This window comes from Bradyrhizobium sp. USDA3010, from assembly GCF_056429065.1.
The window spans coordinates 254,046-267,321 of sequence record NZ_JBWJZD010000003.1 but is presented as its reverse complement, the minus strand read 5'-3'; the positions used below and the strand labels follow the sequence as shown (position 1 = coordinate 267,321).

Sequence of the window (13,276 nt, the reverse complement as noted above, 5' to 3'; positions counted from 1 at the left end):
GGCGCACCTCTAGCATCACCCGCTTGTGAATGTAAGCGGTGATTACACGGATTGACCGCGCTCCATCGCGAAATGTAACTGGCGATTACATCAACGATGGGAGGCAGGATATGGCGACGCGTCGAAACTGGTTCGAGGGCTGGCGGCTGTTCGGCCTGCTCACACTGACCCTGATCGGGCTTTCGATCTGGATCGCCGCGATGCGGCAGTTCGAGGTCGAGGGCGTGCGGATGGTGATCCGCTTCACGGCGCGGACCTCGCTGCTGTTGTTCTGCCTCGCCTTCTCCGCGGCGGCGCTGGCACGGCTCTGGCCGAACGCCTGGACGCACTGGCAGCGCCGCAACCGCCGCTATCTGGGCGTCACCTTCGCCGCCTCGCACGCCATCCACGCGGTCGCGATATCAGCGTTCGCAATGCTCGATCCGGCCGGCTTCGCCGCCGCAACCTCTATCGTTTCCTATATCTTCGGCGGTATCGGCTATCTCGTCATCATCGCGCTGGCCGCGACCTCGTTCGATCGCACGGCTGCGCTGCTGGGCCCGCGCGCCTGGCGCAGGCTGCATCTGATCGGCGGCTACTATCTGCTGCTGCAGTTCACGGCCTCGTTCGGCAAGCGGATTCCCGAGATGCCGCTCTACGCGCTGTTCCTCGTGCCGCTCGCCACGGTGTTCGCGCTCAGGATGATCAGCATGGCCGCGCGGCCTGCGCCGCGTCCGGCACAGGCGAGTTGAGGCGCGACCGGGTCAGATCGGATCACACCAGGTGAAACTGGCGGCCGAGCCGGCGATGCACCGAGAGCACCGCGCGGTCGACGTCGCTGATCAGGCTGTCGCCGAGCACGACGTTCGGAATCTCCCAGTTGCGCCCGACCTGCCCATCGGGCAGCGCGGCGACCGCCGGCACGCGGGCGGTCTCGCAGCCGGGCTGGGCGCGCAGCGCCTCCTCCGCAAGCTGGGTCAGTTCGTTCTGGCTCTTTCCGTCAGTCATGACCACGTCCTGGCACCGGAAGATGGCTCACTGATGGCCGAGATTCTCCAGTTCCTTGGCACGAATTTCGGTCATGCTGCGCATGCATTCGCCGGCGTCAAGGCGGGCGATGGTGCCCTCGCCGAGGTCGTAATACAGGCAATTCGCGTCACGGTACTGGATCCATAACCGTTGCGCGGTGCGCAGCTGTTCGCGCTGCTTGTCGCCCGCGGCATCCTTCAGCGCCTGCTGATAGGCGACGTTCATCCGTTTGTCCCATTGCGCGGTCTTGGCCTTGAGGCACTCGACCATCTGGTAGGTGTTGCCGTCGCAGGACTGTTCGGGATCGCCCTGATCGCCGGCCCAGGCCGACGAGATGGCGATGATGAAAATGGCCGCGACCAAGGACCCGAGCCTGAACACGCCTGTCGTGAGAGCCGATCTCATGCCGCCTTCCCCATCCGATGGACCCCGTAGGGCCATACGTTAGTGCGGCCATAGCCCATCCCGTTCATATCAGTCGCACCGCGGCTGGCCTTCCCGATCCCTGCAGGATATTTCAGGGGTATGGAGGGATTCATGCGGCGTACCGTGACGCCTGCAATCGTTTTGGCCGTGCTCGGCCTGCTCGTCGGCGGGCTGTTTCGCTACGCCTTCAACGAATCCAACGAAGGCTCCGCCGCGAACTATGTGCGCAGCGCGCTTGACGGCGCTGCCCTCACCCTGATCGTCTGGGCCACGCATCTCTATCTGACCATGCGCAGCGGCCGGCTGCGGCGTCTGCCGCTCATCGTCGATCTCATTGCCCGCTCCGTGATCATGGCCCTCGTCGTCGGGGTCGCCGCGATCGCGCTGGAGGTCATTCTGTATGGGCATGGGCTTGAGGCGAAGTGGGTTCGCGAGACCTTCTTCAAGATCATCGGCGTGTCCCTGCTGCTCTCGATCCCGATCACGACGATCTACGAACTGGTCCGGATGATCGGTGGGCATACGCTGCTCAACATCGTGCTGGGACGTTACCGCCAGCCGGTGCGCGAGGAGCGCGTGCTGCTGTTCCTCGACCTGGTCGGCTCGACGTCGCTGGCGGAGGCGATGGGCGAGCTGCGCGTGCAGGAGCTCTTGACGCGCTTCTTCTTCGACATCGACGAGCCGATCGTGGCGCATGGCGGCGAGGTTCATGCCTATGTCGGCGACGAGGTCATCGTGACCTGGCCGGCCGGCACGGGCCAGCCGTCGCGGCGTTATCTCGACTGCGTGTTCGCGATCGAGGACCGCCTCGCCCAGCGGGCCGACCATTATCGCAAGGAGTTCGGCGTGGTGCCGGCGTTCCGCGCCGGGATGCATGCCGGCCCGGTCGTGATCGGCGAATGCGGCGACTCGCGGCGGCAGATCGCCTATTTCGGCGATACCGTGAACGTCACGGCGCGGCTGCAGGCGCATTGCAAGGAGGCCGGCCGGCCGCTGCTGATATCGGGCGAGCTGCTTTGCCGGCTGCCCTCGGACCCGGATTTTGCCATCGAGCCGCTCGGCTCGACGCAGCTGCGCGGGCGCGCCGCCTCGATCGACATCTTCGCCGTCGCGCGGCGCGCATCGTCCTAAACAATCTCTTAAGACGCACTGCCATTGTCGCGAAAGCACCAATTGAGTCCCGTCCGGTCGCGGCCCGTTAAGTATGCGATGCACCCGTATTTGCACCGGGTTCCTCCTTAACGCAGGTGTAAGACGACGCCCTGCATGGTGCACGGACAGGTGTCATTCAACAAAAACAAGGTTGCCCGTCGATGGCGCAACAGGCGTCACAATCGATTATTGCCGAACTCGAGGATGCGGTCCGGGACGGGACGTCCGCCAAGCGCGTGCAGACGCTGCGGCAGGTCACCGATCTGTTCCTGAACGACGGCGACCGCCTCAACGATGAACAGGTCAAGGTGTTCGACGACGTGCTTTGCCTGCTCGTCGCGCGCGTCGAGACGCGTGCGCGGGTCGAGCTCAGCAAGCGGCTCGCGCCGCTCGACTATGCGCCGTTTGAGGTGATTCAGCACCTCGCCTGGGACGACGACATCGGCGTCGCCGGCGACGTGCTGACCCACTCCAGCCGCCTCTCGAACGACGCACTGCGCGAGATCGCCGCCAGCAAGGGCCAGGACCATCTGTTCGCGATCTCGGCGCGGGAGAACCTGCCGGCTTCCGTCACCGACGTGATCATCGACCGTGGCGAGGACAAGGTGATCCGGCGCCTTGCCAAGAACGCCGGCGCGCAGTTCTCCGACAACGGCTATTCCTCGATCGTCGCCCGCGCCGAAGGCGACGATGAGCTGGTCGAGATTCTCGGGCTGCGCATCGATATTCCGGCCAAGCTGCTGCGCGACCTGCTGCAGCGGGCCAAGGATACGGTGCGTGCCCGCCTGCTCGCGATCGCATCGCCCAGGGCACGCGAGGAGATCAGCCAGGTGCTGAACGACATCGCGCAGGAAGAGGCCGCGGCTCCCCGCCGCAACTACGGCATCGCCGAAGAGCTGGTCAAGCTGATGAAGCAGCTGAACGAGCTCGACGATGCGGCGGTCTACAAATTCGCCGAGGACGGCAAGTTCGACGAGGTCACGGTCGCGCTCGCCGTGCTCAACGACATGCCGATCGCGATGATCGAGCGCCTGATGCTCGGGCTGCGCTCCGACCTGCTCCTGATCCCGTGCCGCTCGGCGCGGCTCAACTGGCCGACGGTCGAAACCATCTTGCGCAAGCGGCCGCTGCCGCATCCGCTCGACCATGCGACCCTCGAGGTCGCGCACCGCGATTACCGGCGGCTGTCGCTGGAAACCGCACAGCGCACCGTGCGGTTCTGGCAGCTGCACAACAGGATCGAGAAGCAGCCGATCGCGGCCGGTTAGCCCGGCGACGTCTTCGTGACAAAGAAAAAGGGTGGGCAATGCGCCCACCCTTTTTGATTCGATGCGTAGGGTGGGTTAGCCGAAGGCGTAACCCACCAATTCGTTCCGCGGAGACGTGGTGGGTTACGCTTCGCTAACGCACCCTACACCTGCGCGTCGAGCTTAGTTCTTGCTCTTGTCGACCAGCGCGCCCTTCTTGATCCAGGGCATCATGTCGCGCAGCTTGGCGCCGACTTCCTCGATCGGATGCTGGGCGAGCTTGGCACGGGTCGCCTTGAACGAGGTCTGGTTGACCTTGTTCTCCAGCATCCAGTCGCGGGCGAACTTGCCGCCTTGGATGTCGGCGAGCACGCGCTTCATCTCCGCCTTGGTCTCGGCCGTGACGATGCGCGGACCGGTGACATACTCGCCGTATTCGGCGGTGTTGGAGATCGAGTAGTTCATGTTGGCGATGCCGCCTTCATAGATGAGGTCGACGATCAGCTTCACTTCGTGCAGGCACTCGAAATAGGCCATTTCAGGCGCGTAGCCGGCCTCGACCAGCGTCTCGTAGCCGCCCTTGATCAGCTCGACCAGGCCGCCGCAGAGCACCACCTGCTCGCCGAACAGGTCGGTCTCGCACTCTTCCTTGAAGGTGGTCTCGATGATGCCGGCGCGGCCGCCGCCGATCGCTGAAGCGTAGCTGAGGCCGAGGTCATGCGCGTTGCCCGACGAATCCTTGGCGATCGCGATCAGGCAGGGCACGCCGCCGCCGCGCTGATACTCCGAACGCACGGTGTGGCCGGGGCCCTTCGGCGCGATCATCAGCACGTCGAGGTCGGCACGCGGATCGAGCAGGTTGAAGTGCACGTTGAGGCCGTGGGCGAACACGAGCGCCGCGCCCTTCTTCATGTTGTCGTGCAGGTGCTCGCGATAGATGTCGCCCTGCAGTTCGTCCGGGGTCAGCATCATGACGAGGTCGGCCCACTTGGCGGCCTCGGCGACTTCCATCACCTTGAAGCCGGCGTTCTCGGCCTTCTTGGCCGAGGCCGAACCCTTGCGCAGCGCAATCGCCACTTCCTTGACGCCGGAATCCTTCAGGTTCAGCGCGTGGGCGTGGCCCTGGCTGCCGTAGCCGACGATGGCGACCTTCTTGCCCTTGATCAGGTTCAGGTCGGCATCGCGATCGTAGTAAACTCGCATCGTGTTTTCCTCGTTTGAAGGGGGCCAAAATCGGCCGATGAGTCAGGCTTTCGGAAGGTCAGAACCGCCGGGCGCCCGCGAATTTCCGGCGTTGTCTAGAGCATTTTCCCCCTCAGGGGAAACCCCCATCTCGCATGGCGCGGTGCGGCATCATGCGTCCATGAAGACCGGGTAGAGCGAGGCCAGCAGCAGGATGGCCATCACCACATTGAAGACGCGGATCGCCCGGGTCGAGGTCAGGACCGGCCGCAGGGCGGTGCCGAACAGCGCCCAGACGATGCAGGACACCGTCCCCAGGGCCAGGCTCAGGCCGACCTGGATCGCGATGTTCCAGGGGAAGGCGGCAATCGCCGCGTAGGCCGTGATGGTGCCGATCACCATCACCCAGCCCTTGGCATTGATCCACTGGAACATGGCCGCCCCCCAGAACGTCATCGGGCCGCGACCGGGCCCGTCGTCCTTGTCCGCCGAGGGCGGCTCGGCCATGGCGATGACGGCGGCGAGATAGACCAGATAGGCGACGCCGCCATATTTGAGGATCGTCTGCAGCACCGGATAGGCGATGAAGACCGCCCCGAGCCCGACGCCGACCGCGCCGACCATGAAGGCAAAGCCGACCGTGATGCCGGCGATGTGGGGCACCGTGCGGCGGAAGCCGTAGGTCAGCCCCGAGGACAGCAGCATGATGTTGTTGGGGCCCGGCGTGAAGAACATCACGACGGCAAACACGACAAAGGCAAACAGCAGCGAATTCGACATAGTGCCCTCACGCGACTTTCGGCAGAGCTTTTGGCCGCTTCGACAGCAGCATCACGGCGATGCCGGCGATGACCGTGAGCATGCCGGCGAGCCGCAGCGGCCCGAACCTCTCGCCGAACACGATGCTGGAGGCGGCGGAGCCGACGAACGGCACCAGCAGCGCGAACGGCACCACCTGCGCCGCCGGATAATCCCGGAGCAGCCGGCCCCACAGCCAATAGGCGATGCTGGTGGAAACGGTGCCGACAAACAGCATCGAGACAATGCCGGCCGGCGACAGATGCGACAGCGCCTGCCACATCGGCTTCGCGCCCAGCGTTAGCAGCGACAGGCCGAACAGCGGGATCGCGGCACACAGGCACAGCCATGCGAACAGGTCGAACATGCGTGCGCCTTGCGCCGGCCGCAGCAGCAGGTTTCCGATTGCGAACGAGATCGGTGAGATCATCAGGATGGCAAAGGCGGTGACGCTGAAATCGTATCCGACGGTGCCGCAGATCATCAGCAGGCCGATCGCGGCGATGGCGATGCCCACGGTCTGCAGCCGCGATGGCAATTCGCCGAACAGCACCGCGGCAAAGCCGATGGTGAACAGCGCCTGGCTCTGCACGATCACGCTGGTGAGCCCGACCGGCATGCCGTGGGCGATGGCGATGGATTGCGCAAGGAACTGGCCGAGGAACAAGGTCAGGCTGATTCCGATCAACAGCGGCCACGAGACCTGGCCCGGCCTGGGCAGCAACAGGCACGGCACCGCCGCGATGCCGAAGCGCAGCGCCGTCATCAATTCGGGCGGCAGCTCATCGAGCGCGATCCGGCTCGCGACGAACGCAAGTCCCCAGATCACCGCGACCATGACGGCGATGCCAACATCGGCCGGCTTCATTGTTCTTCTTCTTTGATTCGGTTTGGCTCTGTCGATGCGAGGATCTAGATCTGTTCGTCCGGCTTCGGCTTGCGCAGCAGATAGGTGCCGTGCAACGGCGCATGATAGTCGGCGGCAACCAGGGTGAAACCGGTCTCGGTCAGCATGCGCTCCATCACCCAGCCGAAGGTCGAGTATTCGTCGCGCATGTGGGTCATCACGCTTTCGCGCTCGAAATCGTGGTTCTTGATCGAGAAATCGGCCCAGCCCTCGACATCGCGATCGACCCCGTCGGGCATGCTGACGAACACCATGTCGCGCAGATAGAAGTTCGCGCCGGGCTTCAGCGCGTTGAAGATCCGCGACAGCGCCACTGCCTTCCAGAAGTCCGGCAGGTGGTGCAGCGTGAACTCGCTGACGATGAGGTCGTAGGAGTTCGGCTGATAGGCAAAGGACAACAGGCCGGCCGGCTGGGTCCGGATCTTCGCCTTGCGGTCGCGCGCATAGATTTCGGCAAGCCCGATCATCGCCGGCGAGATATCGATGGCGTCGACCTCGGCGCTCATCAGCGCCGCCTCGGTCGCCAGCACGCCGTTGCCGCAGCCGATATCGGCGATCCGCCAGCCCGGCTTGACGCCGAGCATGGTCAGCGCCTGGCGGGCACGGACATCGCTGTCCTCGCTGACGTCATAGATCGAGGCAACCGCGGTATCGAGACCGACCTGCCGCCGTTGCGTGTAGTACCAGTCGCGCGCCAACATGATTCACATCCCTTCCGGCCCACGCGTGATCGCGGCCACCCCGGTTCGTGACACCTCGACCAGGCCCAGCGGGCGCATCAGGTCGATGAACTGACTGATCTTGGACGAATTGCCCGTGATCTCGAACACGAAGCTCTCGGTCGTGGCGTCGATCACCCGGGCGCGGAATGCATCCGCCAGCCGCAGCGCCTCGACGCGGTGATCGCCACCGCCCCTCACCTTGACCATCGCAAGCTCGCGCTCGATCGAGCTGCCGGTCAGCGTCATGTCGACGACGCGGTAGACCGGGATCATGCGGTCGAGCTGATGCTTGATCTGCTGGATCACCATCGGCGTGCCCGTGGTGACGATGGTGATCCGCGAGAGGTGTTTCTGGCTCTCGGTTTCCGAAACCGTGAGACTCTCGATGTTGTAGCCGCGGCCGGAGAACAGCCCGATCACGCGCGCGAGCACGCCGGGCTCGTTCTGCACGAGGACGGACAGCGTGTGCGTCTCGTTCGGATCGTGGCGTTCCTCGAGGAAGTAGGCGGATGCGGGCTGGTTCATGGTCGTCCCCTTACATTCTGTTCACGCCACCGCCCGCTCGGCGGCCGGCGCAGCATCCGTCCCGATCCAGGTCCGGAACAGATCGAAATCGATATTGCCGCCGCTCAGGATCAGGCCGACCCGCTTGCCGGCGAGCTTGCTCTTTTCCTGCAGCGCGGCCGCGAGCGCCGCGGCGCCTGCGCCCTCAGCGAGATTGTGGGTGTCGGTCCAATAGGCGCGGATCGCCTGCCCGACCTCGTCGTCGGTGACCTGCACGATGCGGGAGGCGCCCTTGCGGATCAAAGCGAACGCATCGGCGTCCGGAATCCGCGTCGCCATGCCGTCGGCAAGCGTGTTGCTGGTCTCGGTGGTCACGATCTTGCCGGCCGCAAACGACAGTGCATAGGACGGCGCCTCGGTCGACTGCACGCCGACGATCTCGGTCTTGAGGCCGAGCAGGTCGCGCGCCATGATGCAGCCGGAGATGCCGGAGCCCTGCCCGATCGGCACATAGAGAACGTCGAGATCGGGCGCCGCACGAAACAGCTCGAGCGCGTAGGTCGCAACGCCCAGCACCAGGTCCGGATGGAACGACGGCACCATGTGCAGGCCGGCGAACTGGGCACGGCGCTCGGCCTCTTCCCGCGCGGCCTGGAAGTCCTCGCCGTGCTCGACCAGTTCGGCACCGAACGCATGCATGGCACGGTTCTTCTCGACCGAGTTGCCGCGCGGCACGTAGATCACCGCCGGCACGCCGTGGCGGCTCGCGGCAAACGCCAGACTCTGGCCGTGATTGCCGCGCGTCGCCGAGATGATGCCGGGCACATCGGGCCGCTCGCGCTTCAGCCGCTCGAGATAGACCAGGCCGCCACGCACCTTGAAGGCGCCGATCGGCGTGTGGTTCTCATGCTTGACCACGACCTCGGTGCCGAGCCGCTCGGCCAGCAACGGCCAGGCATACGCCGGCGTCGCCGGCACCGCGGTGCCGACGATCCCGTGCGCGCGCTCGAGCTCGCTGAGATCAAACATGGGAGCCGCCCTCCATCCGAGCGTGCGATAGGCTCCCTCGCCCCGCTCTTCGCGGGGAGAGGATTGGGGTGAGGGGCTGCCTCCAAGGCAATGGTGAGAGACGGACTCGCGGAGAGCCCCCCTCACCGGGATTGCGCTCACGCGCAATCCGACCTCTCCCCGCAAGCGGGGCGAGGTGAAGAGAGAGTGCTCCGCGCCGATCCATCATCACACCAGCGCCTTGCCGCCGGCGAAGGCCTTCGCGGTCGCCTCGTCGGTCGCTTCTTCCGGCAGCAGCATCTCGTTGTGCGCCTTGCCCGACGGGATCATCGGGAAGCAATTCTCCAGCGCCGCGACGCGGCAGTCGAACAGCACCGGGCGCTTGATCGAGATCATCTCCTTGATCGCGCCGTCGAGGTCGGACGGCTTGGTCGCCTGCAGGCCGACGCAGCCATAGGCCTCGGCGAGCTTGACGAAGTCGGGCAGCGCCTCGGAGTACGAATGCGACAGGCGGTTGCCGTGCAGCAGCTGCTGCCACTGCCGCACCATGCCCATGTACTGGTTGTTCAGGATGAATATCTTGATCGGCAGCTCGAACTGAACCGCGGTCGACATCTCCTGGATCGTCATCTGCACCGAAGCGTCGCCGGCGATGTCGATCACCAGGCTGTCCGGATGCGCCACCTGCACGCCGACCGCGGCCGGCAGGCCGTAGCCCATGGTGCCGAGACCGCCCGAGGTCATCCAGCGGTGCGGCTCCTCGAAGCCGAAGAACTGCGCCGCCCACATCTGGTGCTGACCGACTTCGGTCGTGATGTAGGTGTCCTTGCCGCGGGTCAGCTCGAACAGGCGCTGGATCGCGTATTGCGGCAGGATGATATCGTTATTCTTCCGGTACGACAGCGAGTTGCGCGCGCGCCATTGCGCGATCTGCTGCCACCACGCCTTGATGTCGGGCTTCTTCGCCTCCGCCTTGAACACCTGCAACAGGTCGCCGAGCACGTTGCCGGCGTCGCCGATGATCGGCACGTCGACGCGGATGTTCTTGTTGATCGAGGACGGGTCGATATCGATGTGGATCTTCTTCGAGCCCGGCGAGAAGGCATCGACGCGGCCGGTGATGCGGTCATCGAAGCGCGCGCCGACGCACAGCATGACGTCGCAATCATGCATCGTCATGTTGGCTTCGTAGGTGCCGTGCATGCCGAGCATGCCGAGCCAGTTCGGCCCCGAGGCCGGATAGGCGCCCAGTCCCATCAGGGTCGAGGTGATCGGGAACCCGGTCGCCTCCACCAGCTGGCGCAGCAGCTTGGAGGCCTCCGGACCCGAATTGATCACGCCGCCGCCGGAATAGATCACCGGACGTTTTGCATTGTCGAGCAGCGCCACCGCCTTGCGGATCTGGGTCGCATCGCCCTTCACGCGCGGCGTATAGGAGATGTGAACGTCCGACTTGCGCGGCGGGTGATAGGTGCCGGTTGCGAACTGCACGTCCTTCGGCACGTCGACCAGCACCGGACCGGGGCGGCCGGTGGTGGCGACATAGAAGGCCTCGTGCAGCACCCTGGCGAGGTCGTTGACGTCGCGCACCAGCCAGTTGTGCTTGGTGGCGGGCCGCGTGATCCCGACGGTGTCGCATTCCTGGAAGGCGTCGTTGCCGATCAGGTGGGTCGGCACCTGGCCGGTGATGCAGACCAGCGGGATCGAATCCATCAGCGCGTCGGTCAGCGGCGTCACCATGTTGGTGGCGCCGGGACCGGACGTCACCAGCACCACGCCGGGTTTGCCGGTCGAGCGGGCGTAGCCTTCGGCGGCATGACCGGCGCCCTGCTCGTGGCGGACCAGGATATGCTCGACTTCGCTCTGCTGGAAAATCTCGTCGTAGATCGGAAGCACCGCACCGCCGGGATAGCCGAAGACATGCTGCACGCCGTGATCGATGAGCGCGCGCACGATCATCGCGGCGCCGGTCATCTGATTGGGATCGTGGCTCTTGTCGGTCATGGTTCGCTCCGGATGCGCTTGTTTTTGCGCGGCTTTTGTCAGTTCTCGTCAGTTCTGCTTCGGGCAATAAAAAGGGGCCCCAGAGGCCCCATGCACACCGCCCGAATTTGGATGGCCGCTAGCCATCCCCGGCGGTGTGCCTGGGTACGACGGCGATAAGCAGCTTGGTAATAATGTTGCGCACGATAGGACCCAGTCTTCCCAAAGGTTGCGCGAACATAGCGGCCAAAGCCCGAATGTCAAGGCAAGGCAGCCAGTTTCGCGATTTTTCAAGTGTAACGGGGTTCCGACCGTTCGGCGAGTGTTTTTGCGCGGCGCAACGCGCATGGCAGACGGGCGCGCGGCGGCGCCGAGCCGCCCGGAGGCCGTAGCCCGGATGAAGCGAAGCGCAATCCGCGACGGTCTGCCCGCTGGGAATAGACCCCGGATTTCGCTGCGCTCCATCCGGGCTACGGGGACTACGAGATCCGACCCTCCAGCCAATCTCCCGCGGCCTCGGGCACCACCCATTCGAATTCCGGGAGTTGGTGACGAAACCAGGTGAACTGGCGCTTGGCGTAGTGGCGGGTGTCGGCCCGGCCGATCTCGGCGGCCTCCGCCCGGCTGATCTCGCCCTTGAGGTGCCGGATCAGGGCCGGGACGCCATGGGCCTTCATGGCCGGCAGCAGCGGATCAAGCCTGCGTGCGGCCAGCGCCGCGACCTCGTCGAGCGCACCAGTATCGAGCATGGCGCCAAACCGCGCGTCGATCCGCGCATAGAGCCGCTCGCGCTCCGGCGCGAGAAACAGCGCGTGGAATTGGCCCGGCGGCAGCAGCGGCGGCAGGCCGTCGCGATGCCAGTCCGGCAGCGGGCGGCCGGTGGCCTCGACGACCTCGAGCGCCCGCGCGATGCGGGTGCGGTCGCGCGGCTTCAGCCGTTCGGCCGACACCGGATCGCGCCCTGCAAGCTCGGCATGCAGCGCCTCGACGCCGTGCTGCTCCAGCCTTGCGCGCACACCGTCGCGCACCTCAGGGGGGATCGGCGGCACCGCCGACAGCCCGCGCGTCAGTGCCTTGAAATAGAGGCCGGAGCCACCGATGAAGATCGGCAGGCGCTTGTCCGCACGGGCCTCGCCGAGCACCCTGGCCGCGTCAGTCACCCAGGCACCGGCGGAGAAATTCACACCGGCATCGACATGGCCATAGAGCCTGTGCGGAACCTGCGCCTCCTCGGCGGCGGTCGGCCGCGCGGTGATGATCCGGAGGTCGCGATAGACCTGCATGGAGTCGGTGTTGATCACGACCCCGCCGGCGCGCTGGGCAAGCTCGAGCGCCAGCGCCGACTTGCCGCTGGCGGTCGGCCCTGCGATAAGCACTGCCCTGTTCAACAATCCTGAATGCGCCTGCATGTCCCTCGTTGCCACGCTGATCTGCAATCCTGCAAGCCCCGCGCTCGACTCCACCATCGTCGACGGTGCGCGGGCCATGCTGCCCTCACCGGGCCCGGTGCAGTGGCTGTTCAACGAGGTCGCCGTCGACATTCCGTTCGAGCGTCAGGACGCCAGCAGGGACGACATCAAGGCCATCGAGGAGCGGCTGCGCCAGGCCCGCGGCGACCTGCCGATCGACATTGTCGTGCAGCCTCGGATCGGCCGGCGCAAGAAGCTTTTTCTGGCCGACATGGATTCGACCATGATCGGCCAGGAATGCATCGACGAGCTCGCCGATTTCGCCGGGCTGAAGGCCCGTGTCGCCGCCATCACCGAGCGTGCGATGCGCGGCGAGATCGAGTTCGAGTCGGCGCTGCGCGAGCGGGTGGCGCTGCTCAAGGGCCTGCCGGTCAGCGTCGTCGACGAGGTGCTGGAGAAGCGCATCACGCCGACGCCGGGCGGCCGCGCGCTGGTCATGACGATGCGCGCGCACGGCGCCTATACCTGCCTGATCTCCGGCGGCTTCACCCTGTTCACCAAGGTGGTCGCGGAAAAGATCGGCTTCCAGGAGAACCGCGCCAACCAGTTGCAGGTCGCGGACGGCAAGCTGACCGGCGAAGTGGTCGAGCCGATCCTCGGCCGCGCCACCAAGCTCGCCACGCTGGTCGAGCTGGCGGAATCCTTCGACCTCGACGACATCGACACGCTGGTCACGGGCGATGGCGCCAACGATCTCGGCATGATCCAGGCCGCAGGTCTCGGCGTCGCCTATCACGCCAAGCCCGCGGTCGCAGCCGCCGCGGCGGCGCGGATCGATCACGGCGACCTCACCGCGCTGCTCTATGCGCAGGGCTATCGCCGGGACGAATTCGTGGCGGAGTAGGCTCGCGAAGCTTGTCGTCCCGGCCG

14 protein-coding genes are annotated in these 13,276 nt (G+C 65.6%); 4 read left to right on the top strand and 10 right to left on the bottom strand.

What is annotated here, in order from left to right:
* The first annotated feature begins 110 nt into the window (after positions 1-110).
* Entirely contained in the window at positions 111-731 is a 621-nt protein-coding gene (locus tag AC066Y_RS06785; protein WP_478273188.1) for a hypothetical protein, read from the top strand.
* Between the two features lie 22 nt (positions 732-753).
* Here the strand turns inward: AC066Y_RS06785 and AC066Y_RS06780 are convergent, their stop codons facing one another.
* Positions 754-987 carry a hypothetical protein gene (locus AC066Y_RS06780; protein WP_092115842.1) on the bottom strand — a complete coding sequence of 78 codons (234 nt, stop codon included), beginning with the start codon at positions 985-987 and terminating at the stop codon, positions 754-756.
* Positions 988-1,014: 27 nt separating this feature from the next.
* On the bottom strand, positions 1,015-1,413 hold the full coding sequence (locus AC066Y_RS06775; protein WP_478273187.1) for a lysozyme inhibitor LprI family protein: 399 nt from the start codon (positions 1,411-1,413) through the stop codon (positions 1,015-1,017).
* Between the two features lie 132 nt (positions 1,414-1,545).
* Between AC066Y_RS06775 and AC066Y_RS06770 the strand changes: the two genes are divergently transcribed.
* Positions 1,546-2,565 carry an adenylate/guanylate cyclase domain-containing protein gene (locus AC066Y_RS06770; protein WP_478273186.1) on the top strand — a complete coding sequence of 340 codons (1,020 nt, stop codon included), beginning with the start codon at positions 1,546-1,548 and terminating at the stop codon, positions 2,563-2,565.
* Between the two features lie 182 nt (positions 2,566-2,747).
* Positions 2,748-3,854 carry a DUF2336 domain-containing protein gene (locus tag AC066Y_RS06765; protein WP_478273185.1) on the top strand — a complete coding sequence of 369 codons (1,107 nt, stop codon included), beginning with the start codon at positions 2,748-2,750 and terminating at the stop codon, positions 3,852-3,854.
* 162 nt (positions 3,855-4,016) lie between these two features.
* Here the strand turns inward: AC066Y_RS06765 and ilvC are convergent, their stop codons facing one another.
* The 8 genes from ilvC to miaA all read right to left on the bottom strand — a co-directional run bounded on the left by ilvC (position 4,017) and on the right by miaA (position 12,346).
* Positions 4,017-5,036, bottom strand: coding sequence for a ketol-acid reductoisomerase (gene ilvC / locus AC066Y_RS06760; RefSeq protein WP_028342350.1), 1,020 nt, complete (start codon positions 5,034-5,036; stop codon positions 4,017-4,019).
* Between the two features lie 150 nt (positions 5,037-5,186).
* Positions 5,187-5,795 (bottom strand): LysE family translocator, encoded by a 609-nt coding sequence (locus AC066Y_RS06755; protein WP_478273184.1) that lies wholly within the window; start codon positions 5,793-5,795, stop codon positions 5,187-5,189.
* Between the two features lie 7 nt (positions 5,796-5,802).
* The gene (locus AC066Y_RS06750; RefSeq protein WP_478273183.1) at positions 5,803-6,681 is read right to left on the bottom strand and encodes an EamA family transporter; all 879 of its coding nucleotides are present in this window, start codon (positions 6,679-6,681) and stop codon (positions 5,803-5,805) included.
* Positions 6,682-6,725: 44 nt separating this feature from the next.
* Positions 6,726-7,421, bottom strand: a complete 696-nt coding sequence (locus AC066Y_RS06745; RefSeq protein WP_478273182.1) for a class I SAM-dependent methyltransferase — start codon at positions 7,419-7,421, stop codon at positions 6,726-6,728.
* Positions 7,422-7,424: 3 nt separating this feature from the next.
* Positions 7,425-7,967: an acetolactate synthase small subunit gene (gene ilvN / locus AC066Y_RS06740; RefSeq protein WP_016841057.1), complete on the bottom strand. Its 543-nt coding sequence runs from the start codon at positions 7,965-7,967 to the stop codon at positions 7,425-7,427.
* 21 nt (positions 7,968-7,988) lie between these two features.
* Positions 7,989-8,975 carry a threonine dehydratase gene (locus AC066Y_RS06735; protein WP_478273181.1) on the bottom strand — a complete coding sequence of 329 codons (987 nt, stop codon included), beginning with the start codon at positions 8,973-8,975 and terminating at the stop codon, positions 7,989-7,991.
* A gap of 207 nt (positions 8,976-9,182) precedes the next feature.
* Positions 9,183-10,958, bottom strand: coding sequence for an acetolactate synthase 3 large subunit (locus AC066Y_RS06730; RefSeq protein WP_478273180.1), 1,776 nt, complete (start codon positions 10,956-10,958; stop codon positions 9,183-9,185).
* 458 nt (positions 10,959-11,416) lie between these two features.
* Complete coding sequence (gene miaA, locus AC066Y_RS06725; protein ID WP_478273179.1) at positions 11,417-12,346, bottom strand: tRNA (adenosine(37)-N6)-dimethylallyltransferase MiaA; 930 nt, start codon at positions 12,344-12,346, stop codon at positions 11,417-11,419.
* Here miaA and serB point away from each other — a divergent pair.
* Positions 12,345-13,250, top strand: coding sequence for a phosphoserine phosphatase SerB (gene serB, locus AC066Y_RS06720; protein WP_478273178.1), 906 nt, complete (start codon positions 12,345-12,347; stop codon positions 13,248-13,250). The two genes, miaA and serB, sit on opposite strands and share 2 nt — an antisense overlap.
* Positions 13,251-13,276: the final 26 nt, after the last annotated feature.

Coding starts and splice junctions, on each gene's coding strand:
- AC066Y_RS06785 (WP_478273188.1), top strand. CDS start 111: ATGGCGACGCGTCGAAACTGGTTCGAGGGCTGGCGGCTGTTCGGCCTG.
- AC066Y_RS06780 (WP_092115842.1), bottom strand. CDS start 987: ATGACTGACGGAAAGAGCCAGAACGAACTGACCCAGCTTGCGGAGGAG.
- AC066Y_RS06775 (WP_478273187.1), bottom strand. CDS start 1,413: ATGAGATCGGCTCTCACGACAGGCGTGTTCAGGCTCGGGTCCTTGGTC.
- AC066Y_RS06770 (WP_478273186.1), top strand. CDS start 1,546: ATGCGGCGTACCGTGACGCCTGCAATCGTTTTGGCCGTGCTCGGCCTG.
- AC066Y_RS06765 (WP_478273185.1), top strand. CDS start 2,748: ATGGCGCAACAGGCGTCACAATCGATTATTGCCGAACTCGAGGATGCG.
- ilvC (WP_028342350.1), bottom strand. CDS start 5,036: ATGCGAGTTTACTACGATCGCGATGCCGACCTGAACCTGATCAAGGGC.
- AC066Y_RS06755 (WP_478273184.1), bottom strand. CDS start 5,795: ATGTCGAATTCGCTGCTGTTTGCCTTTGTCGTGTTTGCCGTCGTGATG.
- AC066Y_RS06750 (WP_478273183.1), bottom strand. CDS start 6,681: ATGAAGCCGGCCGATGTTGGCATCGCCGTCATGGTCGCGGTGATCTGG.
- AC066Y_RS06745 (WP_478273182.1), bottom strand. CDS start 7,421: ATGTTGGCGCGCGACTGGTACTACACGCAACGGCGGCAGGTCGGTCTC.
- ilvN (WP_016841057.1), bottom strand. CDS start 7,967: ATGAACCAGCCCGCATCCGCCTACTTCCTCGAGGAACGCCACGATCCG.
- AC066Y_RS06735 (WP_478273181.1), bottom strand. CDS start 8,975: ATGTTTGATCTCAGCGAGCTCGAGCGCGCGCACGGGATCGTCGGCACC.
- AC066Y_RS06730 (WP_478273180.1), bottom strand. CDS start 10,958: ATGACCGACAAGAGCCACGATCCCAATCAGATGACCGGCGCCGCGATG.
- serB (WP_478273178.1), top strand. CDS start 12,345: ATGTCCCTCGTTGCCACGCTGATCTGCAATCCTGCAAGCCCCGCGCTC.
- miaA (WP_478273179.1), bottom strand. CDS start 12,346: ATGCAGGCGCATTCAGGATTGTTGAACAGGGCAGTGCTTATCGCAGGG.